The sequence below is a fragment of the Aquipseudomonas alcaligenes NBRC 14159 genome (genome assembly GCF_000467105.1).
Lineage (GTDB): Bacteria > Pseudomonadota > Gammaproteobacteria > Pseudomonadales > Pseudomonadaceae > Aquipseudomonas > Aquipseudomonas alcaligenes.
In genome coordinates, this window is sequence record NZ_BATI01000037.1 from 1 (window position 1) to 22,120 (window position 22,120).

The window sequence follows — 22,120 nt, forward strand, 5'->3', positions numbered from 1 at the left end:
CCGAGAGGACTGCACCGGAAGAGGCGCGCATTATAAGGACCTTGAACGGGCCGTCAAGCCCATTCCAAGAACTTTTACTCAGCCTTGAGGCTGATGCGCGCGAAAGCCTTCTTGCCCGCCTGGCAGACATGCACGGAACCCAGCTTAAAGATGAAGGTGCGGTCGACCACCTCGCCATCCACCTTCACGCTACCCGCATTGAGCAGATCACGAGCAGCCGCAGCATTCTTCACCAGACCAGCTTTATTAAGGACAGACGAGATCGGCATATCCTCGGCAGAGAGCAGCTCCACTTCCGGCAGATCGTCAGGCAGCTCACCATCCTTGAGGCGATTGCCCGCCGAGCGATGCGCATTGGCGGCAGCCTCTTCACCATGGAAGCGCGCAACGATCTCCTCAGCCAGCTTGATCTTGATATCGCGAGGGTTGGCGCCGGCGGCCACATCCTGCTTGAACTGCTCGATCTCCTCCATGGAGCGGAAGCTCAGCAGCTCGAAGTAACGCCACATCAGCGCGTCAGGCATGGAGACCAGCTTGTTGTACATGACACCCGGCGCTTCCTGGATGCCCACGTAGTTACCCAAGGACTTGGACATCTTCTTCACACCATCCAGCCCTTCGAGCAGCGGCATGGTGACGATGCATTGCGACGGCTGACCATAGGCACGCTGCAGTTCGCGTCCCATCAGCAGATTGAACTTCTGGTCAGTACCACCCAGCTCGACGTCAGCACGCAGCGCCACCGAGTCGTAGCCCTGCACCAAGGGATAGAGGAACTCATGAATGGCGATCGGCTGGTTGCCTTCATAGCGCTTCTGGAAATCATCGCGCTCGAGCATGCGCGCCACGGTGTACTGAGAGGCCAGGCGAATGAAGTCGGCCGGCGTCAGCTGATCCATCCAGGTGGAGTTGAACGCCACCTCGGTCTTGGCCGGATCGAGAATCTTGAACACCTGCGCCTTGTAGGTCTCGGCGTTATCCAGCACCTGCTCACGGGTCAGAGGAGGACGAGTCGCGCTCTTGCCACTGGGATCACCGATCATCCCGGTGAAGTCGCCGATCAGAAAGACCACCTGATGCCCCAGCTCCTGGAACTGGCGCAGCTTATTAATAAGCACGGTATGCCCCAGGTGCAGGTCGGGCGCCGTCGGATCGAAACCAGCCTTGATACGCAGCGGCTCGCCACGCTTCAGCTTCTCTACCAGTTCAGACTCAACCAGAACCTCTTCCGCACCGCGCTTGATCAGCGCCAGCTGCTCTTCAACCGACTTCATGACAGAACTCACGCTACCCACAGACCAAAAGGGAACCAACCATACAAGATCACTGACCAATTACAAGCTTTGCCCCCAGGGCCGGCCACTCGGCCGATAGGTCAGCCACAGGGTTGCCTATAGGGAATTTTGATTATATTTTAGACAGTTAATGCATTCTTCCAAGAAACACCCTTAGCCATGACGCATTCTGTACCCAAAGCCCCGCCCTACCCGAGGAGCCATCTGCTGGCAGCCAGCGGTGTAGCGGCGCTGCTGAGCCTGGCCCTGCTGGTGTTCCCCTCCCGCGAAGTCGAGGCGAAGAAGACCTACCTGAGCCTGGAGCTGGAGAACGGCTCCGAGCAGATCGTCCAGGAAAAGGACGATCTCCGACCCGGCCAGGCCGCCGGGGATGGAGGCGCATCGCCTTTTGCCGATGCAGGCCTCAGCGACAACAAGAACAGCGCCCAAGCAGACGCGGATAAAAACAACCAAGCCAGTCTTCCCACCGATCCGCTACAGAAAAGCGTCACTGTTGCCAGTGGCGACACACTGTCGACCGTGTTCTCGCGGGTCGGTCTGGATGCCAACGCGCTACACGAAGCCATTGGCAGCAGCAAGGAAGCCAAACGCTTCGGTCGTCTGCATGTTGGCCAGGTACTGGAGTTCAAGCTGACTGCCGACGGCAAGCTGGAACGCCTGGGCAGCAAGCTGAGCGACCTCGAAAGCATCTCCCTGACGCGCAGCGACAACGGTTTCTCCTTCAAGCGCGAGCTGGTCAAGCCGGACGTACGCACCACCTACGCTCACGGCGTGATCAACAGCTCACTGTTCCTCTCTGCCAAACGTGCCGGTCTGTCGCACAGCCTGACCATGGATCTGGCCAACGTGTTCGGCTACGACATCGACTTCGCCCAGGACATCCGTGAGGGCGACGAGTTCGAAGTCATCTATGAGGAGCACGTGGTCGGCAACAAACAGGTTGGCAGCGGCAACATCCTCTCTGCGCGCTTCACCAACCGCGGCAAGACCTATACCGCCGTGCGCTACACCAGCAAGCAGGGCGTGACCAGCTACTACAACGCCGACGGCATGAGCATGCGCAAGGCGTTCATCCGCACCCCGGTAGACTTCGCGCGCATCAGCTCGAAGTTCTCCATGGGCCGTCGCCACCCGATTCTGAACAAGATCCGCGCCCACAAGGGCGTCGATTACGCCGCGCCGCGTGGCACGCCGATCAAGGCCGCCGGCGACGGACGCGTCATGCTGGCCGGACGACGTGGCGGCTACGGCAACACCGTGATCATCCAGCACGGCAACAGCTACCGCACGCTCTACGGACACATGCAGGGCTTTGCCAAGGGCATCCGCAACGGCGTGGGCGTGAAACAGGGTCAGATCATCGGCTATATCGGCACCACCGGTCTTTCTACCGGGCCGCACCTGCACTACGAGTTCCAGGTCAACGGCCGTCACGTCGACCCGCTCAGCCAGAAGCTGCCGATGGCCGATCCCATCGCTCGCAACGAGAAGCAGCGCTTCCTGCAGCAGAGCAAGCCGCTGATGGCCCGCATGGATCAGGAAAAGGCCACCCTGCTGGCCGCCAACAAGCAGCCCTGATATGCCGCACTACCTGGGGGTGATGTCCGGTACCAGTCTCGACGGACTGGACATCGCCCTGGTCCGCCAGGAAGACCGCCCCACCCTACTCGCCCACCACTACCTGCCCATGCCGGCCGCGCTGCGTGCCGAGCTGCTGGCCTTGTGCGCCTCCGGGCCAGACGAACTGGCGCGCGCGGCAACAGCCGAGCAGCAATGGGTCGAGCTGGCCGCTGAAGGCATACACAAACTGCTGAAACGCGAGCAGCTGAGCCCGGATGACATCCGCGCCATCGGCAGCCACGGCCAGACCGTGCGGCACGAGCCGGCACGCGGTTTCACGGTACAGATCGGCAACCCCGCCCTGCTGGCCGAACTGACCGGTATCGAGGTGGTCGCCGACTTCCGCCGTCGCGACGTCGCGGCTGGGGGGCAGGGCGCCCCCCTGGTCCCCGCCTTCCACGAGGCGCTATTCGATACTCAGGACAGCCCCTGCGCCGTGCTCAATGTCGGCGGCTTCAGCAATCTGAGCCTGATCGATCCGGGCCGGGAGGTGCGCGGCTTTGACTGTGGCCCGGGCAACGTCCTGCTGGACGCCTGGATCGGCAAGGTACGCGGCGAGACCTTCGACCGCGACGGTGCCTGGGCCGCCAGCGGCCTGCTGAACGAAGCCCTGCTGTTGCGCCTGATGAGCGATCCCTACTTCGCCGGGCGCGGCCCGAAGAGCACCGGCCGCGAGCTGTTCAACCTGCCCTGGCTGGAAAGCCATCTCGCTGCCCTGCCGCCGCTGCCAGCAGCCGATGTACAGCGCACCCTGCTGGAACTGACCGCGCGCAGCATCATCGATTCGCTGCGGCAGGCCCAAAGCGATACCGCCGAACTGCTGGTGTGCGGCGGTGGCGCACACAACGGCGCGCTGATGCAGCGCCTGCAGGCACTGCTGCCGAGCTGCCGGGTCGCCAGCACCGCAACTCGGGGCGTGCCACCGGACTGGGTCGAAGCCATGGCCTTCGCCTGGCTGGCACACTGCTGCCTGGAGCGCATCCCTGCCAACCGCCCCAGCGTGACCGGCGCCAGAGGGCTGCGCGTATTGGGCGCCATCTACCCCGCCTGACGGCGCCCGAGCCGAAACGAAAAAGCCGCGCATCAGCGCGGCTTTTCCTGTCCAGCAGACTTAGATCGAGAAGGACGATCCGCAGCCGCAAGTGGTCGTGGCATTGGGGTTGTTGATCACGAAGCGGGAACCCTCCAGGCCTTCCTGGTAGTCCACCTCGGCACCCGCCAGGTACTGGAAGCTCATCGGATCAACCACCAGGCTGACACCCTCGCGCTCGACAATGGTGTCGTCGTCGGCCACATCCTCATCGAAGGTGAAACCGTACTGGAAGCCCGAGCAGCCGCCACCGGTGACGAACACGCGCAGCTTCAGGCGCGGGTTGCCTTCTTCATCGACCAGGCTCTTCACCTTGTTCGCCGCGCCCTGGGTGAAGATCAGGGGGGTTGGAGTGAAGGTCTCGACGCTCATCTTGCTGCTCTCCCGGCGCCAGGCGCCAACTTACATACCACACGGGTGGCGATTATCCGCTTACCCGAGCAAATCGGTCAATTATTCCGCACCAAGGTTGGCGCGGAGCCTGCCCGCGCAGGCTCCACGTGGATCAGGGCAGCAGTGCGGCGTGAGCCAGGCCCAGGCGCTCGTCCAGACCGAAGAGGATGTTCATGTTCTGCAGCGCCTGGCCCGACGCGCCCTTGACCAGGTTGTCGATGGCCGACAGCACCACCACCAGTTCGCCGCCCTGCGGACGGTGCACGGCGATGCGGCAGACGTTGGCGCCACGCACACTGCGGGTTTCCGGATGGCTACCGGCCGGCATCACATCAACGAAGGGTTCGTTGGCGTAGCGCTGCTCGAACAGCGCCTGCAGGTCCACGCCACGATCGGCGACAGTGGCGTACAGGGTCGCGTGGATGCCGCGGATCATCGGCGCCAGGTGCGGCACGAAGGTCAGGCCGACCGGGCCATTGGCGGCACGACGCAGGCCCTGACTGATCTCCGGCAGGTGGCGGTGCCCCTTGACCGAGTAGGCCATCATGCTTTCGCTGGCCTCGCACAGCAGCGAGCCGACCTTGGCCCCACGGCCCGCGCCGCTGACGCCGGAGGCACAGTTGGCGATCAGGCGGCTCGGGTCGGCCAGGCCGGCTTCGAGCAGCGGGATCAGGCCGAGCTGGGTCGCCGTCGGGTAGCAACCTGGTACGGCGATCAGGCGGGCGCCCTTGATCGCCTCGCGATTGACTTCCGGCAGGCCGTAGACCGCTTCCGGCAGCAGATCCGGCGCGCCGTGCGGCTGGCCGTACCACTGGGCCCACTCCTGCGCATCCTGCAGACGAAAGTCGGCCGACAGGTCGATGACCTTGGTGCCGGCCGCCAGCAGCTCACCGGCCAGGGCATGGGCCACGCCGTGCGGGGTGGCGAAGAACACCACGTCGCAGGCGCCCAGGGTCGCCACGTCCGGCACGCTGAACGCCAGATCGTCGTAGTGACCACGCAGGTTGGGGTACATGTCGGCGACCTTGACTCCAGCCTCGGAGCGCGAGGTGATCACCGCCACCTCGGCCTGCGGGTGCTGAGCCAGCAGGCGCAGCAGCTCCACTCCGGTGTAACCCGTGCCGCCGACGATTCCGACCTTGACCATTGCATACCCCCGCTGCGAGACCGTTGAGAAAGGCTGCGATGATAAGGCCCGTGGCCGCGCCGGCCAACCTCGAACGGCGAGAGGATGACGGGCAGGCGCGGCTTTCTCTACTATCGCAGGCAACTCTTCAGCTGGACGCCGTCAATGCTCTATCTCTGGATCAAGGCCCTGCACATCATCGCCATCGTCTGCTGGTTCGCCGGCCTGTTCTATCTGCCGCGCCTGTTCGTCTATCACGCCATGGCCGAGGACCAGATCAGCCGCGAGCGCTTCTGCGTGATGGAGCGCAAGCTGTATCGCGGCATCATGAACCCGTCGATGATCGCCACCCTAGCCTTCGGCGCCTGGCTGCTCTACCTCAATCCGGCCTGGCTGAAGATGGGCTGGCTGCACGCCAAGCTGCTGCTGGTGGTCCTGCTGGTCGGCTACCACCATGTCTGCGGTGCCCAGCTCAAACGCTTCGCGCGCGGCGAAAACGCCCGCGGCCATGTGTTCTACCGCTGGTTCAACGAGGTGCCGGTGCTGTTCCTGCTGGGCATCGTGATCCTCGTGGTGGTCAAACCCTTCTGATTACAAGAGGAAAGTCTCATGTCCCTGCCCGCCCTGCTCGACCAGCGCCTGCGCCTGCCCGTGGTGGCCGCGCCGATGTTCCTGGTGTCCAACCCGCAACTCGTGCTGGCCTGCTGCCACAGCGGCGTGCTGGGCAGCTTCCCCGCCCTCAACCAGCGCGAGAGCAGTGGTTTCAAGGCCTGGCTGGAAGAAATCGAGGCCGGCCTCAAGACCGACTCCGCCCCCTATGCGGTCAATCTCATCGTGCATGGCAGCAATCCGCGCCTGCAGGCGGACCTGGCCATCTGCGTCGAACACAAGGTGCCGGTGGTGATCACCAGCCTGGGCGCGGTCAAGGAAGTGGTGGACGCGGTGCACAGCTACGGCGGCCTGGTGTTCCACGACGTGACCACCCGCCGTCATGCCGAGAAGGCCGCCGAGGCCGGAGTGGACGGCCTGATCGCGGTAGCTGCCGGCGCCGGTGGGCATGCCGGCACCTGGAGCCCGTTTGCCCTGATTGCAGAGATCCGCCAGTTCTTCGACAAGACGCTGTTGCTCTCCGGCTGCCTCAACCATGGCCATGAAGTGCTGGCCGCGCAGCTGCTCGGCGCCGACCTGGCCTATATGGGCACCCGTTTCATCGCCACCCGCGAGAGCAACGCCGACGCCGACTACAAGCAGATGATCCTCAACGCCCGCGCCGCCGATATCGTGCATACCCCGGCGGTGTCCGGCGTGCCGGCCAGCTTCATGCGCCAGAGCCTGGAGAAGGCCGGCTATGACCTGGCACGCCTGCAGGACAAGGGTGACGTCAACTACGGCGAGAAGCTCAAACCGATCAGCGACGAGGCCAAGGCCTGGAAGACCGTGTGGTCGGCCGGCCAGGGCGTCGGCGGCATCGCCGATGTACCCTCGGTGGCCGAACTGGTGGCACGCCTGGATGCCGAATACCGCGCCGCCCAGGGACGTTCCTCGCAGCTCAGCCAGCATTGGCCGCGCTGAGCAGGAATTTGCGCAGCCGTCGCTTGTCCGCCCTCGGCAAAGCCCCTAGGCTCTAGACATTTTAATAACGCAGACAGGGATGCACGCATGACAGAAGCTCGCTACAAGATCGTCTTCGACGGCCAACTGATGCCGGAGATGACGCTCGAAACGGTCAAGGACAACCTGGCTCGCCTGTTCAAGAGCGACCCGAGCAAGATCGACGCACTGTTCAGCGGCTCGCCGGTGGCGCTCAAGCGCGACCTGGCCGAGACCGAGGCGGACAAGTACCTGGCCGCTCTGCAGCAGGCCGGCGCCCAGGCCCGCAAGGAGCAGGAAGCGGTCGCGCTGAGCCTGGTTGAAACCACTCCGGAGCCGGCAACGGCACCCGCGCACGCCATGACTTGCCCCAAGTGTGGCCATCAGCAGGACAAGGCAGCCGAGTGCGCAGCGTGCGGCATCATCATCGACAAGTACCTGGCGCGCCAGGCGCAGCAGGCCGAGAGCGCTCCGGCGTCGGCCACGCTCGGCGCACCATCGCCCTACAGCCCACCGCGCTCTGAAGTCGGCGACAGCCTGCCGGAATACGGCACGCTGAAGGTCTTCACCACGGATGGGCGGATCGGCCGCGTGCGCTATCTGGGCTGGTCCATGGGCATGATGCTCCTGGCCATGCTGGCCTATGGCATCTCGGCCGGTCTGATGCTCGCCTCGCCCATCCTGGGCGGCATTCTGATGATCCCGCTGGTGATTGCCGCCGTGGTGATCAGCGTGATGATCGGCGTGCAGCGCCTGCACGATATCGGCTGGTCCGGCTGGCTGTGGCTGGTCAACTTCGTTCCGGTGGTCGGCAGCGTATTCGCCATCCTGATGCTGGTAGTACCCGGCACCCAGGGCGCCAACCGTTACGGCGCACCGCCGCCGCCGAACAGCCGCGGCGTCATCGCCCTGGCCTGGTGCGCACTCCTGGTGCCCATCATCGGTATTGTCGCGGCCATCTCGATTCCGGCCTATCAGGACTATGTCGATGCGGCCCAGGGCATGGAGCAGGTGGCGCCCGCAGACGCCGCCGAGCCCTACGTGAGCCCGGACTTCGAGGAGTAAGCCTTGAGCGGTTACGCCCTGATCACCGGAGCCTCCAGCGGCCTCGGCCTGGCCCTGGCCGAGGCGCTGGCCCGGCGCGGGCGCAACCTGATCCTGGTGGCGCGCCAGCGCGACGCGCTGGAGAGCATTGCCTGCGAGCTGAGCCAGCGCTTCGGCATCGAGGCGCTGCTACGCATCTGTGACCTGACCGAACCCCTGCAGCTCACCGGGCTGATCCAGGAACTGGAACAGGGCGAGCGCCACATCGACCTGCTGGTGAACAATGCCGGCATCGGCAGCGCCGGGTTGTTCGTCGACCAGGACTGGGGGCAGGAACAGGACCTGATCGAGCTCAACATGCTGGCCGTCGCCCGCCTCTGCCATGCCCTGGGTGCGGACATGAAGCGGCGCGGCGGCGGGCAGATTCTCAATGTCGCGTCCGTGGCGGCCTTCCAGCCCGGGCCGCTGATGAGCAATTACTTCGCCAGCAAGGCCTACGTGCTGCACCTGTCCGAGGCCCTGCGCTGCGAACTGGCGCCTTTCGGCGTCAAGGTCTCGGTGCTGTGCCCCGGGCCGGTGGCCACCGCCTTCTTCCGTCGCGCCGGCCTCTACAGCGGCGGGCTGGAGCGGCACCAGCAACTGGCCAGCCCCGAGCAGGTCGCCCTGGCCGCCATGCGAGGTCTGGAGAAGAATCGCGCCATCATCATTCCCGGATGGCGCAACCGCCTGCTGCCCCAGTTGCTGCGCCTGACCCCGCGCGCGCTGGTGCGCCGCATTGCCATGCGCATGGTGCGCCCGCTGCTGCCGCGAACGCCGGACGGCGAGCAGGCCCGCGCGCTCGACTAGCCGGCGTTTACCGTGCGGCCATCCGCCCAGGCGCGCAGGGCGGCCAGGTCCTCGGCCATCACCACCGACAGCGGCGCCGTGCCCTGGATATTGCTCAGCAGCAACGCCTGATCCACGGGCTGCTGGCGGGCTTGCGCGGCATACAGGGCGCTGACCACCACCTGCTCGATCTCGGCCCCGGAGAAACCGTCACAGGCTGCTGCCAGCGCGGCCAGATCGAACTGCTCGGGCTCCAGCTCGCGGCGCCGCAGATGGATGGCGAAGATCTCCGCGCGCACCGCCGCATCCGGCAGGTCGACGAAGAACAGCTCGTCGAAGCGGCCCTTGCGCACCAGTTCCGGCGGCAGACGGTGAATGGCGTTGGCGGTGGCCACCATGAACACCGGCGCCTTGCGCTCGGCCATCCAGGTCAGCAGGGTGCCCAGTACGCGCTGGCTCACGCCGTCGTCGTTGTCGGCAGTGGCCAGGCCCTTCTCCAGCTCGTCCATCCACAGCACGCAGGGTGCCATCTGCTCGGCCAGCTTGAGCGCCTCGCGCAGGTTGCGTTCGGTCTCGCCGAAGAACTTGTTGTACAGGCTGGCAAAGTCTAGGCGCAGCAGCGGCAGGCCCCAGAGCCCGGCCACGGCCTTGGCCGCCAGGCTCTTGCCGCCGCCCTGCACGCCGACCAGCAACATGCCCTTGGGCATGTCCGCCCCCTTGCCGTTGAGGAAGATGTCCTGGCGCTCGCCCAGCCAGCGCTTGAGGTTGGCCAGGCCGCCGACTTCGGCGAAGCGCGCGGTGTCGTGTTCGAAGCTGAGCACGCCATCCAGGTCGAGCAGCTGGAACTTGGCCTTGTTCAGCTCCGGCAGGTCTTCCTGGGTGATGGCGCCGTCGTCGCAGATCAGGTTGCGCGCCAGCGCCCGCGCCTCCGCATGGCTCATGCCACGCAGGTTCTTCACCACCTGCTGCAGGGTGCGGTTGTCGGTGCGCACCCGCGCGCCACGGTTGCGCTCGCTCCAGCGCGTGGCTTCCTCGCGCACGATCGCCAGCAGCTCCTCCTCGGTCGGCAGCGCCAGGCTGAAGCGTGCGGCGTAGCGCTGTACCTCGGCCGGCAGTTTGACCGCATGCGACACCAGCACCAGGGTCGGCTTGTGCGGCGCCTCGTTCATGGCGATTTCCTTGAGCAGGCGCACCAGCTTGGGGTCGTCGACCAGGAACGGATGCAGGTCGCACATCACGTAGAGGTTGGGCGTCGGATCGGCCTTAATCAGGCGCAGCGCCTGCTCCGGCTCACGACTGTCCTGCTCGCCCACCGGCTCGCCACCAAAGGCCAGGCGCTGCAGGCCTTCGGTGACCGCCCAGGTGTAGATGCCGAGGCCGCGCTTGATCGCCAGCGAGGTGAGGGTTTCCAGCACTCGCGGTTCATCCCAGGACTCGATCACCACCAGCTTGACGCGCGACTCCAGCACCAGCCCGAGATCGTGAATATCGTTCTTCAACACGCACTCCTTGTGCAGCCTGCCAACACGATTAAACTCGCAGAATACCCAAAGTCACCGAGGGAAAGCGCATGGACTGCCTGTTCTGCCGCATCGTCGCCGGCGAGATACCGGCCCGCACGCTGTATGAGGACGACCAGGTGCTGGCCTTCCATGACATCGGCCCACAGGCGCCGGTGCATTTCCTGGTAATCCCCAAGCGCCACATTCCCCGCCTCGACCAGCTCACCGAAGATGACCGGGCCCTGGCCGGGCACATCCTCTACACAGCCCAGCGCCTGGCCATGCAGGAGGGATGCGCGGAAGGTTTCCGCGTGGTGATGAACTGCAATGACCTGGGCGGGCAGACCGTGCATCACATCCACATGCACGTGCTCGGCCAGCGCCAGCTGCACTGGCCGCCGGGCTGAGCGGCGCACTGCGGCCTCTTGTCACCGGTCATTTTTCTGTCCGGCCCTTCAGGTAAACTGACTGCATGCTTTCCGTGGAGTTGGCCATGAGCAACGAACGCCAGTTTTCCCCCGTCGACCGTCTGCTGATGCAGGCCGATGCCGCCATGCGCACGCTGCTGCCCTTCAGTGGCGCCCCTGCGCGCCCCTCGCCGGCGATCCTGCAGAACGAGTCGGCGCTGAGCGACGACGAGGCCCGCCATGTCGCCGGCCTGATGCGCATCAACCACACCGGCGAGGTCTGCGCCCAGGCGCTCTATCAGGGCCAGGCGCTGACCGCCAAGCTGCCGCAGGTACGCAAGGCCATGGAACATGCCGCCGACGAGGAGATCGATCACCTGGCCTGGTGCGAGCAGCGCATCCGCGAACTGGGCAGCCACCCGAGCGTGCTCAACCCACTGTTCTACGGCCTGTCGTTTGGCGTCGGCGCAGTGGCCGGGCTGATCGGCGACCGCGTCAGCCTGGGCTTCGTCGCCGCCACCGAGGATCAGGTGGTCAAGCATCTGGACGAGCACCTGGAACAGATCCCGGCGGACGATGCCAAGACCCGCGCCATTCTCGAGCAGATGCGCGAGGACGAAGAGCAGCATGCCACCAGCGCCCTGGACGCAGGCGGGCTGCGCTTCCCGGCGCCTGTGAAGCTGGGCATGAGCCTGCTGTCCAAGGTGATGACCAAGAGCACCTATCGCATATAACGCGGTAGCCACGAAAAAGGGCGCCAATCGGCGCCCTTTTTCATTGCAGGAGCATCAGCGCGGCATGTTGCGCGCGTAGAAGATCTCCAGCATCTCGTGGCGCACGCGCTCTTCCACCTGCTTGCGCTGTTCGGCGGTGAGGTTGCGGGTCGCGTCACCGAACAGGTAGTTGTCCAGATCGAACTGCTTGAGCAGCATCTTGGTGTGGAACAGGTTCTCCTGGTACACGTTGACGTCCGTCATCTGATAAGCGTCCCGGGTGTCGTCGGAGAGGTATTTCTGGATCGAGTTGATCTCGTGATCGATGAAGTGCTTCTTGCCTTCCACGTCGCGGGTAAAGCCCCGCACGCGGTAGTCGACGGTGACGATGTCCGAGTCGAACTGGTGGATCAGGTAGTTGAGCGCCTTCAGCGGCGAAATCACGCCACAGGTCGACACGTCGATGTCCACGCGGAAAGTCGCGATGCCCTCGACCGGATGGATCTCCGGGTAGGTGTGCACGGTGATGTGACTCTTGTCCAGGTGCGCCAGGATGGTCTCCGGCAACGGCCCCGGGGACTCCTCGATCTGGCTGGCGGTGGGTTCCACCGGCTGCTCGGAGATCAGGATGGTCACGCTGGCGCCTTGCGGGTCGTAGTCCTGACGGGCGATGTTCAGAATATTGGCGCCGATGATGTCGACAACATCGGTGAGGATCTGCGTCAGGCGCTCGGCGTCGTACTCTTCATCGATGTACTGGACGTAGGCCTGCTGGTCTTCCGGCGTTTCCGCGTAGCAGATGTCGTAGATGTTGAAGCTCAAGGTCTTCGTCAGGTTGTTGAACCCGTGGAGCTTGAGTTTGCTTTTCACCGTTTGGAACTCTCTATGTGGATGCGGCCCTGCCGCGTGATCGAGCATGCCCGTCAGCTGGGAACGACTCAGCTGCGTAGGACGGTTAACACCTCTTCGCGATGGCGATTGTGGTTTGGGGTTGCGGGCATGAGCCCGCGAAAAGGCGCGCATTATGCAGAGCCGGGACCGGCTCCGCCAGAGCATGCGCGCGCGGCATGACGAACGTGGCTCAGCCCAGTTCGACGATTTCGTAGTCGTGGGTGATCTCGACGCCGGCGCGGCCGAGCATGATCGAGGCCGAGCAGTACTTCTCCGCCGACAGTTCCACGGCGCGCTTGACCTGGGGTTCCTTGAGGCCGCGGCCCTTGACCACGAAGTGCAGGTGGATCTTGGTGAATACCTTGGGATCTTCGTCGGCACGCTCGGCCTCGAGGAAGGCTTCGCAGCTCTCGACCGGCTGACGCGCCTTCTTCAGGATGCTGACCACGTCGAAGTTGCTGCAACCGCCCAGGCCGATCAGCACCATTTCCATCGGGCGCACGCCGAGGTTGCGACCACCGGCCTCGGGCGGGCCGTCCATCACCACCACATGACCGCTGCCGGATTCGCCGAGGAACATGGCCTCGCCGGCCCATTGAATGCGCGCTTTCATTGCCAGGACTCCACTGCCCGAAAAAGGCGCGTAGCTTATCACAGCGCGCTGTAGCGCCCGTTCCCGGACAATGGGCCGCACTGCGTGCCGACTGTGTCGCAATTTGGCATTGCCGCCCCCCCTCGGTCTGTTAAGCTGACCCCGGATAACTGGCACACTTGTTCGGATAACTAATAAGAAATTCGCCTGCTGGACAAAGGCTTACTCTAATTTTCGGGACTCGGGCATGGTCGCTATTACCCTTACACCTAAGATCAAGAACATCGACAAACTGCTCGCGCATTGTCACCGCCGCCGCTACACGGCCAAAAGCACCATCATCTATGCAGGGGATCGTTGCGAAACCCTGTTCTTCATCATCAAAGGCTCGGTCACCATCCTCATCGAGGATGACGACGGCCGCGAGATGATCATCGCCTACCTCAACGCCGGCGACTTCTTCGGCGAGATGGGCCTGTTCGAGAAGGAAGGCACCGAGAAGGAACGCAGCGCCTGGGTCCGCGCCAAGACCGAGTGCGAGGTGGCGGAACTGAGCTACGCCAAGTTCCGTGAACTGACCCAACAGGACCCGGAGATTCTCTATGCCCTGGGCAGCCAGATGGCCGATCGCCTGCGCAATACCACGCGCAAGGTGGGCGACCTGGCTTTCCTCGACGTTACCGGCCGCGTGGCCCGCACCTTGCTGGACCTGTGCAAGCAACCGGACGCCATGACGCATCCGGACGGCATGCAGATCAAGATCACCCGTCAGGAAATCGGCCGCATCGTCGGCTGCTCCCGCGAGATGGTCGGCCGCGTGCTCAAGTCCCTGGAGGAACAGGGCCTGGTGCATGTCAAAGGCAAGACCATGGTGGTCTTCGGTACCCGCTGACGGATACCGGCCAGAAAAGGCCCGCCAATGGCGGGCTTTTTTGTGCCTGGCGTAAGGCGAATGAAACCCGCATAGACTCCCCGACACACGAAAGCCCGCCGCGGGTTTCACCCGCCCTACCGCCTCGAAGAATGAAAAAGCCCGCCGATTGGCGGGCTTTTTATTGAGCGGCGGAATCAGTCCGGATCAGCGCCCAGCACCACGCGCTTGCCATCCGGGAAGAACAGGCGCTTCAACTCTGCACCCGGCTCCTCGGCGCGCATGAAGGCTTCGCCAACCAGGAAGGAATAGACCCGGTTGATCTCCATCAGCTCCACGTCGGTGCGGGTGAGGATGCCGCTCTCGGTGATCACCAGGCGATCACTGGGGATGCGCGGCAACAGATCCAGGGTGGTTTCCAGGCTCACCTCGAAGGTGTGCAGGTTACGGTTGTTGATGCCCACCAGCGGCGTGTCGAGGGTGTTCAGGGCACGCTCCAGCTCGGCGCCGTCGTGCACCTCTACCAGCACATCGAGGCCGACGTCCTTGGCGGTGGCAGCCAGCTCGGCCATGCGCACGTCGTCCAGCGCCGAGACGATCAGCAGGATGCAGTCGGCGCCGATGGCCCGCGCTTCCACCACCTGGTAGGGGTCGATCATGAAGTCCTTGCGGATCACCGGCAGGCTGCAGGCCGCGCGGGCCTGCTGCAGGTATTCGTCGGCGCCCTGGAAGAAGTCGATGTCGGTTAGTACCGACAGGCAGGCCGCACCGCCAGCCTCGTAGCTCCTGGCGATCTCGGCAGGCACGAAGTCCTCGCGCAGCACGCCCTTGCTCGGCGAAGCCTTCTTCACCTCGGCGATCACCGCCGCCTGTTTGCGCGCTACCCGCTCCTGCAGGGCGCGGGCAAAGCCGCGCACCGGGTCGGCGGCGCGGGCCGCGGCCTCGACTTCGGCAAAGCTTGCGCGTGCGCGCCGTTCGGCAACTTCCTCGGCCTTGCGGGCGAGGATCTTCTCCAGCACGGTTGGAATGCTCATCCTTCGTTCTCCACGCGGAATACGGCGGTAAAGGACACCAGCTCGTCCAGCTTCTCCCAGGCCAGGCCGGTATGCAGGGCGTCCTGCGCCAGCTGCACGCCTTCCTTGAGACTGGTGGCGATGTCGGCGGCATACAGGGCCGCGCCAGCGTTGAGCACGATCATGTCGGCGGCCTTCTGGCCGTTGTCGGTCTTGCGCTTGCCTAGCGCGTCGCGGATCAGCGCCAGCGAGTCCTGCGCGCCCTCCACGGTCAGGCCGATCAGGGTCTGGCTGCGGATGCCGAAGTCTTCCGGCTGGATGCGGTACTCGCTGATCACCCCGTCCTTGAGCTCGGCGACATGGGTCGGCGCGGCCAGACTGATCTCGTCCAGGCCGTCCTGCGCATGCACCACCAGCACGTGCTGGCTGCCGAGGCGCTGCAGCACCTCAGCCATCGGCCGGCACAGGGCCTGGCTGAACACGCCGATCACCTGGTGCTTGACCCCGGCCGGATTGGTCATCGGGCCGAGCATGTTGAATACGGTGCGCAGGCCCAGCTCGCGGCGCGGGCCGATGGCGTGCTTCATGGCGCCGTGATGGGCCGGGGCGAACATGAAGCCGACGCCGACGCTCTCGACGCAGCGCGCGACCTGATCGGACTTGAGGTTCAGGTACACACCCGCGGCCTCCAGCAGGTCGGCGCTGCCGCTCTTGCCGGAGACTGCACGGTTGCCATGCTTGGCCACGCGACCACCCGCCGCGGCGACCACGAAGGCGGCGGCGGTGGAGACGTTGAATACGTTCATGCCATCGCCACCGGTGCCGCAGGTATCGACCAGGCGCTCGGCGTCGATGCTCACCGGCGAAGCCAGCTCGCGCATCACGGTGGCGGCCCCGACGATCTCGTCGATGGTCTCGCTCTTCATGCGCATGCCCATGAGGAAGGCGCCGATCTGCGCGTCGGTGCACTGGCCGGTCATGATCAGGCGCATCACGTCCTGCATCTCGGCGGTGGTCAGGTCGAGGTTGTTGACCACCCGGTTGAGGGCTTCCTTGATATCCATCAGCGCACTCCGCCTTGCTGTTTGAGGAAGTTGGCGAACAGTTCGTGGCCCTGCTCGGTGAGGATGGATTCCGGGTGGAACTGCACGCCCTCGATGTTCAGGGTCTTGTGGCGAAGGCCCATGATCTCGTCGACCGAGCCATCGGCATGCTGGGTCCAGGCAGTCATCTCCAGGCAGTCCGGCAGCGTCTCGCGCTTGACCACCAGGGAATGGTAGCGGGTCACGGTCAGCGGCTTGTTGAGGCCGGCGAACACGCCCTTGTCCTGGTGGAACACCGGGCTGGTCTTGCCGTGCATCACCTGGCGCGCGCGCACCACGTCACCACCGAAGGCCTGGCCGATGCTCTGGTGGCCCAGGCACACACCGAGGATCGGCAGCTTGCCGGCGAAGTGCAGGATGGCCTCGATGGATACCCCCGCCTCGGTCGGCGTGCACGGGCCGGGCGAAACCACGATGCGCTCGGGCTTGAGAGCCTCGATCTCGGCGACCGTCAGTTCGTCGTTGCGGATCACGTGGACATCGGCACCCAGCTCGCCCAGGTACTGCACCACGTTGTAGGTAAAGGAGTCGTAGTTGTCGATCATCAGCAGCATGGTGGGGCTCCCTTACTCTACGGACTGTTCGGCGAGGCTGACCGCGCGGAACATGGCGCGGCGCTTGTTCAGGGTTTCTTCCCACTCCAGGGCCGGCTGCGAATCGGCGACGATGCCGGCACCGGCCTGCACGTGCAGCTCACCGTCCTTGATCACCGCGGTACGGATGGCAATCGCGGTGTCCATGTTGCCGTTCCACGCCAGGTAGCCCACGGCGCCGCCGTAGACCCCACGCTTGACCGGCTCCAGCTCGTCGATGATCTCCATCGCGCGCACCTTGGGCGCACCGGACAGGGTACCGGCCGGCAGGATGGCGCGCAGGGCGTCCATGGCCGACAGGCCTTCCTTCAGATGGCCGGTGACGTTGGAGACGATGTGCATGACGTTGGAATAGCGCTCGATGACCATCTGCTCGGTGACCTTCACCGTGCCGGTGGTGGAGACGCGGCCGACGTCGTTACGGCCCAGGTCGATCAGCATCAGGTGCTCGGCGATCTCCTTGGCGTCGGACAGCAGGTCCTTTTCCAGGTCCAGGTCGGCTTCCTCGGTGGCGCCGCGCGGGCGGGTGCCGGCGATCGGGCGCACGGTGACCAGGTTGTCCTCGACCCGCACCAGCACTTCCGGCGAGCTGCCCACCACATGGAAGTCGCCGAAGTTGAAGAAGTACATGTAGGGCGTCGGGTTGATGCAGCGCAGCGCGCGGTACAGGTCGATCGGCGCAGCCTGGAACGGAATCGACATGCGCTGGGAAATCACCACCTGCATGCAGTCGCCGGCCAGGATGTACTCCTTGATGGCGCCGACGGCGGCCTCATAGTCGTCGCGCTTGAAGCTGGAGACAAAGTCCGGCTCCTTGCCCGCCGGCTTGCTCAGGTCCACACCCAGGCGCGGGGTGATCGGCTGGCGCAGCTTGTTCAGCAGCTCGCGCAGCTGCGCCTGGCCCTGCTCATAGGCATCGGCCTGGCTGGGGTCGGCGAGAACGATGGCGTGCATCTTGCCGGCCAGGTTGTCGAACACCACGACCGCATCCGAGACCATCAGCAGGATATCCGGGGTGCCCAGCGGATCGGGGTTGGGGCACTGCGCCAGCTTCTTCTCCACGTAGCGCACGCTGTCGTAGCCGAAGTAGCCGACCAGGCCACCATTGAAGCGCGGCAGACCGGCGATGGTGGGGACGTTGTAACGCGCCTTGAACTGCTCGACGAAAGCCAGCGGGTCTTCGCTTTCCAGGCTCTCCACCTCGACGCCGTCGACACGCACGCTGACATGGTGGCCATGCACGCGCAGCACGGTGCGCGCCGGCAGGCCGATGATCGAGTAGCGCCCCCATTTCTCGCCGCCCTGCACGGATTCCAGCAGGTAGGAGTTGGGGGTGTCGGCCAGCTTGAGGTAGATCGACAGCGGGGTGTCGAAGTCAGCCAGGGTTTCGAAAGCCAGCGGGATGCGATTGAAGCCGTCGGCGGCCAAGCGCAGGAATTCTTCGCGGTTCATGAAAAACAGCCTCGTGGAGGAGGAAAATCGGGAGTCAGGCAAACGCGCCGGAACCAGCCGGCCAGGAAAAGTCAGGCGCGCCAGCGCCAGCGGGCCAGGGCCTTGATGACTTTCATCCATTGTTTGCTGGCAACTACCACGATGCTGTCTCGATGCGGCGGGTATTCAGAAGAGTCCGGCGACATTAGCGCAGCGTCATCGACCGTGCAACCGGGCAGCAGCTGGCGCAGGTCATCGAGCACCCGCGTCGGCCCCTCTTCCGCGATCGGCCGGCCATGGTTGTAGCCGTAGCTCAGCGCCACGCAGGGCACGCTGGCGGCGCGGGCGGCCAGCACGTCGTTGCGCGAATCGCCGATAAAGAGCGCCTGCTGCGCCTCGACGCCGGCCAGGCGCATGACGAACAGCAGCGCGGCCGGGTCCGGCTTCTGCTGCGGCAGGGTGTCACCGCCGATGATCCAGCGGAAATAGCGGCCCAGCTTCATCTCGTCCAGCAGCGGGGCAACGAAGCGCTCCGGCTTGTTGGTGATCAGCGCCAGCTCCACGCCCTGCTGCTTGAGCCACTTGAGCGTGGTGCGCACGCCAGGGTAGACCGAGCTCAGCGCGTGGTTGTCGGCATAGGCCTCGTTGAACAGCTCCAGCGCCTGCTGGGTCTCGGCCTCGCCGATGGCGGCATGCTCGATGTCATTAGCCAGAGCACGCCGCACCAGCACGCGGGCGCCGTTGCCGACCCAGTCGCGCACCCGCTCGACACCGGCGGCCGGGCGACCGAGCTGCACCAGCATGCGGTCGACCGCGGCGGCCAGGTCCGGCACCGAATCCACCAGGGTGCCATCCAGGTCGAACATCACCAGGCGCGGCAGGCGCCCCTCGAACAGCTCGAAGATCACGCGCGCACCTGGGCCAGTTCGGCGCGCATGGCGTCGATCACCGTCTTGTAGTCCGGCTGGTTGAAGATGGCCGAGCCGGCGACGAAGGTGTCGGCGCCCGCGGCGGCGATCTCGCGGATGTTCTGCACGTTGACCCCGCCGTCGATCTCCAGGCGAATGTCGTAGCCGCTGGCGTCGATCAGCGCGCGGGCCTCGCGCAGCTTGTCGAGGGTACCGGGGATGAACTTCTGCCCGCCGAAGCCGGGGTTGACGCTCATCAGCAGGATCATGTCGACCTTGTCCATCACGTACTTCAGGCAGTCCAGCGAGGTCGCCGGGTTGAACACCAGGCCGGACTTGGCGCCGCCGTCGCGGATCAGCTGCAGGGAGCGGTCGATGTGTAGGGTGGCCTCCGGGTGGAAGGTCACGTAGGTCGCGCCGGCGTCGATGAAGTCGCCGATGATGCGGTCGACCGGCGAGACCATCAGGTGCGCGTCGATCGGCGCGGTGATGCCGTACTTGCGCAGCGCCGAGCAGACCATCGGGCCGATGGTCAGGTTGGGCACGTAGTGGTTGTCCATCACGTCGAAGTGGACGATGTCGGCGCCGGCGGCGAGGACCTTGTCGACTTCCTCACCCAGGCGGGCGAAATCGGCGGAGAGGATCGACGGAGCGATGGCGAAGGGTTGCATGGCGGCCTCAGGCGTGAATCGGAAAGGCGCGATTGTAGCCTGAGTCGGGGGGCGGGGCAGTTGTCGTATGTCAGCTAACGGGGGCGACATTGGTCGGGGGCGGCAGCCCCGCAAGCCGTCGCCCCGGCGCTGCTGGGCTTATTCCGGCACGGCAGTGCGCATCTTCTCGCTACGCCCGCGCAGCCATTCCAGGGTCAGCAGCATGATGATCGAGAAGGCGATCAGCAGGGTCGCGGCGGCGGCAATGGTCGGCGACAGGTTCTCGCGGATACCGCTGAACATCTGCCGTGGCAGGGTGGCCTGCTCGGGGCCGGCGAGGAACAGGGTCACCACCACTTCGTCGAACGAGGTGGCGAAGGCGAACAGCGCGCCGGAGATCACCCCGGGAGCGATCAGCGGCAGGGTCACGCGGCGGAACGCGGTCAGCGGCGAGGCGCCCATGCTGGCAGCGGCACGCACCAGGTTGTAGTTGAAGCCCTGCAGCGTCGCGGACACGGTGATGATCACGAAGGGCACGCCGAGCACTGCGTGCACCAGGATCAGCGAGGTGTAGCTGTTGCCCAGGCCCATCGGCGCGAAGAACAGGTAGCTGGCGACACCGACAATCACCACCGGGGCGACCATCGGCGAGATCAGCAGGCTCATCACCAGAGCCTTGCCGCGGAATTCGCCACGGGTCAGACCGATCGACGCCAGGGTGCCGAAGACCATTGCCAGCACCGTGGCGGCAGGCGCCACGATCAGGCTGTTCTTCAGCGAGCGCATCCACTCGGCGGAGGTGAAGAAGTCTTCGTACCAGCGCAGCGAGAAGCCCTGCAGCGGGTAGACCAGGAAGCTGCCGGAGTTGAACGACAGCGGGATGATCACCAGCACCGGCAGGATCAGGAACAGCAGCACCAGCGCGCACAGGCCACGGTGGGTCCAGAACCAGGCGCGCTCGACGGGGGACTTGTAGGGGCTCAGCATCTGCATTCTCCAATCAATCTCTAGCGGGGCCTCGCCCCTCTCCCGCCCTGCGGGCAGCCTCTCCCCAGAGGGGTGAGGGTCATCAGTTGGCCTGCTGCGCAGGCCTCTTTATCCAAGACGCAGGCGGCTCGCGCCCACCAGCCAGCTGTACACCACGTAGAGCAGCATGGTCGCCAGCAGCAGCAGACCGCCCAGGGCCGTGGCCATGCCCCAGTTGATGGTGCTGTTGGTATAGAAGGCGACGAAGTAGCTGATCATCTGGTCGCCCGGGCTGCCCAGCAGCGCCGGGGTGATGTAGTAGCCGATGGACAGGATGAACACCAGCAGGCAACCGGCGCCGACGCCGGCCAGGGTCTGCGGGAAGTACACCCGCCAGAAGCTGGCGAACGGGTGGCAACCGAGCGAGATGGCGGCACGCATGTAGGAAGGCGAAATGCCCTTCATCACGCTGAAGATCGGCAGGATCATGAACGGCAGCATGATATGCACCATCGCCACGTACACGCCGGTGCGGTTGAACACCAGCTGCAGAGGCTGGTCGATCACGCCCATGGCGATCAAGGCGCTGTTGATCAGACCGCCGGATTGCAGCAGCACGATCCAGGCCGCCACGCGCACCAGGATCGAGGTCCAGAACGGCAGTAGCACCAGGATCATCAGCAGGTTGCTGGTGCGGGTCGGCAGGTTGGCCAGCAGGTAGGCAAGCGGGTAGGCCAGCACCAGGCAGATGGCGGTGATCACCAGGCCCATCCAGAAGGTGCGGGCGAAGATGTCCAGGTAGATGGCCTGGTCCGGGGTGGCGGACGCCAGCTCGCCGAGGTCGTCGATGCGGTGATCGAGCGACGCCAGCAGGAAATAGGAAGTGACGCCACTATCATTGCGGCGGATCACCTGCCAGTAGGCCGGGTCGCCCCAGCGCTCGTCGAGGTTCTCCAGCGCATCTTTGAACGAGGCAGGCTCCTGCTTGAACGGTAGGGCACGACCGGTCTTGGCCAGCAGGCTGCGGTAGCCGGCCAGCTCCATGTTCAGGCGCTTGGACAGATCGCCAATGGTCTGGTTCTTGCGCGCGTCGGCCAGGTCCAGGGCCAGGGCGCGGTACACCGGCTCATCCGGCAGACCACGGCCATCCCAGGTGGAAATGGCTTCGACGGTGCGCGGCAGGCTGCCGACCACCTCGGGGTTTTCCACGCTCTTGTACAGCAGCACGCCGATCGGCAGGAGGAATACCACGAAGAGAAACACCAGCAGCGGCAGGATCAGACCCTGAGCCTTGAGCCGGTTGATGCGCTCGGCGCGGGCCAGCTTCTGCTTCAGCGTCAGACCGGCGAATTCGGTGAGGGAAACGGTAGTGGCCATCGCAGGCTCCAGAGACACCGGGACAAAGCGCCCTCGCCCAACGGCGGGCGAGGGTTCGGAGGGACGGGGGAGCGTCCCTCCAACCAACTCCCCTTCACCAGGAAGGGGCACTGCACGGGA

The 22,120-nt window shown here is 65.0% G+C and carries 23 protein-coding genes; 9 read left to right on the forward strand and 14 right to left on the reverse strand.

The features are described from left to right. Positions 1-74: 74 nt before the first annotated feature. Positions 75-1,274, reverse strand: a complete 1,200-nt coding sequence (tyrS, locus tag PA6_RS18335; RefSeq protein WP_021702460.1) for a tyrosine--tRNA ligase — start codon at positions 1,272-1,274, stop codon at positions 75-77. A 180-nt stretch (positions 1,275-1,454) separates the two neighbouring features. On the opposite strand from tyrS, the gene PA6_RS18340 reads away from it, so the two are divergent. Beyond that, positions 1,455-2,873, forward strand: coding sequence for a peptidoglycan DD-metalloendopeptidase family protein (locus PA6_RS18340; RefSeq protein ID WP_021702461.1), 1,419 nt, complete (start codon positions 1,455-1,457; stop codon positions 2,871-2,873). 1 nt (position 2,874) lies between these two features. Further along, positions 2,875-3,966 carry an anhydro-N-acetylmuramic acid kinase gene (locus PA6_RS18345; RefSeq protein WP_021702462.1) on the forward strand — a complete coding sequence of 364 codons (1,092 nt, stop codon included), beginning with the start codon at positions 2,875-2,877 and terminating at the stop codon, positions 3,964-3,966. A 60-nt stretch (positions 3,967-4,026) separates the two neighbouring features. Here PA6_RS18345 and erpA read toward each other — a convergent pair whose 3' ends face one another. After that, on the reverse strand, positions 4,027-4,377 hold the full coding sequence (erpA, locus tag PA6_RS18350) for an iron-sulfur cluster insertion protein ErpA (protein WP_021702463.1): 351 nt from the start codon (positions 4,375-4,377) through the stop codon (positions 4,027-4,029). A gap of 133 nt (positions 4,378-4,510) precedes the next feature. Then, entirely contained in the window at positions 4,511-5,545 is a 1,035-nt protein-coding gene (gene argC / locus PA6_RS18355; protein WP_021702464.1) for an N-acetyl-gamma-glutamyl-phosphate reductase, read from the reverse strand. Positions 5,546-5,689: 144 nt separating this feature from the next. Here argC and hemJ point away from each other — a divergent pair, with 144 nt between their 5' ends. The 4 genes from hemJ to PA6_RS18375 all read left to right on the forward strand — a co-directional run bounded on the left by hemJ (position 5,690) and on the right by PA6_RS18375 (position 9,004). Then, positions 5,690-6,115 (forward strand): protoporphyrinogen oxidase HemJ, encoded by a 426-nt coding sequence (hemJ, locus tag PA6_RS18360; protein ID WP_021702465.1) that lies wholly within the window; start codon positions 5,690-5,692, stop codon positions 6,113-6,115. Positions 6,116-6,133: 18 nt separating this feature from the next. After that, the gene (locus PA6_RS18365) at positions 6,134-7,096 is read left to right on the forward strand and encodes an NAD(P)H-dependent flavin oxidoreductase (protein WP_021702466.1); all 963 of its coding nucleotides are present in this window, start codon (positions 6,134-6,136) and stop codon (positions 7,094-7,096) included. 87 nt (positions 7,097-7,183) lie between these two features. Next, positions 7,184-8,179, forward strand: a complete 996-nt coding sequence (locus tag PA6_RS18370; protein ID WP_021702467.1) for a DUF805 domain-containing protein — start codon at positions 7,184-7,186, stop codon at positions 8,177-8,179. A 3-nt stretch (positions 8,180-8,182) separates the two neighbouring features. Beyond that, positions 8,183-9,004 carry an SDR family NAD(P)-dependent oxidoreductase gene (locus PA6_RS18375; protein ID WP_021702468.1) on the forward strand — a complete coding sequence of 274 codons (822 nt, stop codon included), beginning with the start codon at positions 8,183-8,185 and terminating at the stop codon, positions 9,002-9,004. Here the strand turns inward: PA6_RS18375 and PA6_RS18380 are convergent. Then, the gene (locus tag PA6_RS18380; protein WP_021702469.1) at positions 9,001-10,482 is read right to left on the reverse strand and encodes an AAA family ATPase; all 1,482 of its coding nucleotides are present in this window, start codon (positions 10,480-10,482) and stop codon (positions 9,001-9,003) included. The genes PA6_RS18375 and PA6_RS18380 overlap by 4 nt on opposite strands. Positions 10,483-10,553: 71 nt before the next feature. Between PA6_RS18380 and PA6_RS18385 the strand changes: the two genes are divergently transcribed. Beyond that, positions 10,554-10,892, forward strand: a complete 339-nt coding sequence (locus PA6_RS18385) for a histidine triad nucleotide-binding protein (RefSeq protein WP_021702470.1) — start codon at positions 10,554-10,556, stop codon at positions 10,890-10,892. 86 nt (positions 10,893-10,978) lie between these two features. Then, positions 10,979-11,626 carry a 2-polyprenyl-3-methyl-6-methoxy-1,4-benzoquinone monooxygenase gene (gene coq7, locus PA6_RS18390; protein WP_043217011.1) on the forward strand — a complete coding sequence of 216 codons (648 nt, stop codon included), beginning with the start codon at positions 10,979-10,981 and terminating at the stop codon, positions 11,624-11,626. Between the two features lie 54 nt (positions 11,627-11,680). Here the strand turns inward: coq7 and speD are convergent, their stop codons facing one another. Together speD and PA6_RS18400 are read right to left on the reverse strand one after the other, a co-directional pair. Next, on the reverse strand, positions 11,681-12,475 hold the full coding sequence (speD, locus tag PA6_RS18395; protein WP_021702472.1) for an adenosylmethionine decarboxylase: 795 nt from the start codon (positions 12,473-12,475) through the stop codon (positions 11,681-11,683). A gap of 211 nt (positions 12,476-12,686) precedes the next feature. Further along, positions 12,687-13,109: an OsmC family protein gene (locus PA6_RS18400; RefSeq protein WP_021702473.1), complete on the reverse strand. Its 423-nt coding sequence runs from the start codon at positions 13,107-13,109 to the stop codon at positions 12,687-12,689. Between the two features lie 226 nt (positions 13,110-13,335). Between PA6_RS18400 and crp the strand changes: the two genes are divergently transcribed. After that, positions 13,336-13,980, forward strand: coding sequence for a cAMP-activated global transcriptional regulator CRP (crp, locus tag PA6_RS18405; RefSeq protein ID WP_021702474.1), 645 nt, complete (start codon positions 13,336-13,338; stop codon positions 13,978-13,980). Between the two features lie 176 nt (positions 13,981-14,156). Here crp and trpC read toward each other — a convergent pair whose 3' ends face one another. From trpC to PA6_RS18445, 8 genes are all read right to left on the reverse strand, one after another. Further along, complete coding sequence (gene trpC / locus PA6_RS18410; protein WP_021702475.1) at positions 14,157-14,993, reverse strand: indole-3-glycerol phosphate synthase TrpC; 837 nt, start codon at positions 14,991-14,993, stop codon at positions 14,157-14,159. Beyond that, positions 14,990-16,036 carry an anthranilate phosphoribosyltransferase gene (gene trpD, locus PA6_RS18415; protein WP_021702476.1) on the reverse strand — a complete coding sequence of 349 codons (1,047 nt, stop codon included), beginning with the start codon at positions 16,034-16,036 and terminating at the stop codon, positions 14,990-14,992. Before trpD ends, trpC begins: the two co-directional genes overlap by 4 nt. After that, positions 16,036-16,629, reverse strand: a complete 594-nt coding sequence (locus PA6_RS18420) for an aminodeoxychorismate/anthranilate synthase component II (RefSeq protein WP_021702477.1) — start codon at positions 16,627-16,629, stop codon at positions 16,036-16,038. Before PA6_RS18420 ends, trpD begins: the two co-directional genes overlap by 1 nt. A gap of 12 nt (positions 16,630-16,641) precedes the next feature. Then, complete coding sequence (gene trpE / locus PA6_RS18425) at positions 16,642-18,120, reverse strand: anthranilate synthase component I (protein WP_021702478.1); 1,479 nt, start codon at positions 18,118-18,120, stop codon at positions 16,642-16,644. Positions 18,121-18,191: 71 nt separating this feature from the next. Beyond that, positions 18,192-18,965 carry a phosphoglycolate phosphatase gene (locus tag PA6_RS18430; protein ID WP_052520192.1) on the reverse strand — a complete coding sequence of 258 codons (774 nt, stop codon included), beginning with the start codon at positions 18,963-18,965 and terminating at the stop codon, positions 18,192-18,194. Positions 18,966-19,003: 38 nt separating this feature from the next. After that, on the reverse strand, positions 19,004-19,678 hold the full coding sequence (rpe, locus tag PA6_RS18435) for a ribulose-phosphate 3-epimerase (protein WP_021702480.1): 675 nt from the start codon (positions 19,676-19,678) through the stop codon (positions 19,004-19,006). Between the two features lie 138 nt (positions 19,679-19,816). Continuing rightward, positions 19,817-20,644, reverse strand: a complete 828-nt coding sequence (locus PA6_RS18440; RefSeq protein WP_021702481.1) for an ABC transporter permease — start codon at positions 20,642-20,644, stop codon at positions 19,817-19,819. 108 nt (positions 20,645-20,752) lie between these two features. Next, positions 20,753-22,000 (reverse strand): ABC transporter permease, encoded by a 1,248-nt coding sequence (locus tag PA6_RS18445; RefSeq protein ID WP_021702482.1) that lies wholly within the window; start codon positions 21,998-22,000, stop codon positions 20,753-20,755. Positions 22,001-22,120 lie beyond the last annotated feature (120 nt).

Bases quoted from the DNA above. Each gene is read 5' to 3' on its own strand.
- rpe (WP_021702480.1), bottom strand. From the start codon at position 19,678: ATGCAACCCTTCGCCATCGCTCCGTCGATCCTCTCCGCCGATTTCGCC.
- erpA (WP_021702463.1), bottom strand. From the start codon at position 4,377: ATGAGCGTCGAGACCTTCACTCCAACCCCCCTGATCTTCACCCAGGGC.
- PA6_RS18385 (WP_021702470.1), top strand. From the start codon at position 10,554: ATGGACTGCCTGTTCTGCCGCATCGTCGCCGGCGAGATACCGGCCCGC.
- crp (WP_021702474.1), top strand. From the start codon at position 13,336: ATGGTCGCTATTACCCTTACACCTAAGATCAAGAACATCGACAAACTG.
- coq7 (WP_043217011.1), top strand. From the start codon at position 10,979: ATGAGCAACGAACGCCAGTTTTCCCCCGTCGACCGTCTGCTGATGCAG.
- tyrS (WP_021702460.1), bottom strand. From the start codon at position 1,274: ATGAAGTCGGTTGAAGAGCAGCTGGCGCTGATCAAGCGCGGTGCGGAA.
- PA6_RS18445 (WP_021702482.1), bottom strand. From the start codon at position 22,000: ATGGCCACTACCGTTTCCCTCACCGAATTCGCCGGTCTGACGCTGAAG.
- PA6_RS18440 (WP_021702481.1), bottom strand. From the start codon at position 20,644: ATGCTGAGCCCCTACAAGTCCCCCGTCGAGCGCGCCTGGTTCTGGACC.
- PA6_RS18430 (WP_052520192.1), bottom strand. From the start codon at position 18,965: ATGTTCGACCTGGATGGCACCCTGGTGGATTCGGTGCCGGACCTGGCC.
- PA6_RS18340 (WP_021702461.1), top strand. From the start codon at position 1,455: ATGACGCATTCTGTACCCAAAGCCCCGCCCTACCCGAGGAGCCATCTG.
- argC (WP_021702464.1), bottom strand. From the start codon at position 5,545: ATGGTCAAGGTCGGAATCGTCGGCGGCACGGGTTACACCGGAGTGGAG.
- trpC (WP_021702475.1), bottom strand. From the start codon at position 14,993: ATGAGCATTCCAACCGTGCTGGAGAAGATCCTCGCCCGCAAGGCCGAG.
- PA6_RS18420 (WP_021702477.1), bottom strand. From the start codon at position 16,629: ATGCTGCTGATGATCGACAACTACGACTCCTTTACCTACAACGTGGTG.
- trpD (WP_021702476.1), bottom strand. From the start codon at position 16,036: ATGGATATCAAGGAAGCCCTCAACCGGGTGGTCAACAACCTCGACCTG.
- PA6_RS18345 (WP_021702462.1), top strand. From the start codon at position 2,875: ATGCCGCACTACCTGGGGGTGATGTCCGGTACCAGTCTCGACGGACTG.
- trpE (WP_021702478.1), bottom strand. From the start codon at position 18,120: ATGAACCGCGAAGAATTCCTGCGCTTGGCCGCCGACGGCTTCAATCGC.
- hemJ (WP_021702465.1), top strand. From the start codon at position 5,690: ATGCTCTATCTCTGGATCAAGGCCCTGCACATCATCGCCATCGTCTGC.
- PA6_RS18365 (WP_021702466.1), top strand. From the start codon at position 6,134: ATGTCCCTGCCCGCCCTGCTCGACCAGCGCCTGCGCCTGCCCGTGGTG.
- PA6_RS18370 (WP_021702467.1), top strand. From the start codon at position 7,184: ATGACAGAAGCTCGCTACAAGATCGTCTTCGACGGCCAACTGATGCCG.
- PA6_RS18400 (WP_021702473.1), bottom strand. From the start codon at position 13,109: ATGAAAGCGCGCATTCAATGGGCCGGCGAGGCCATGTTCCTCGGCGAA.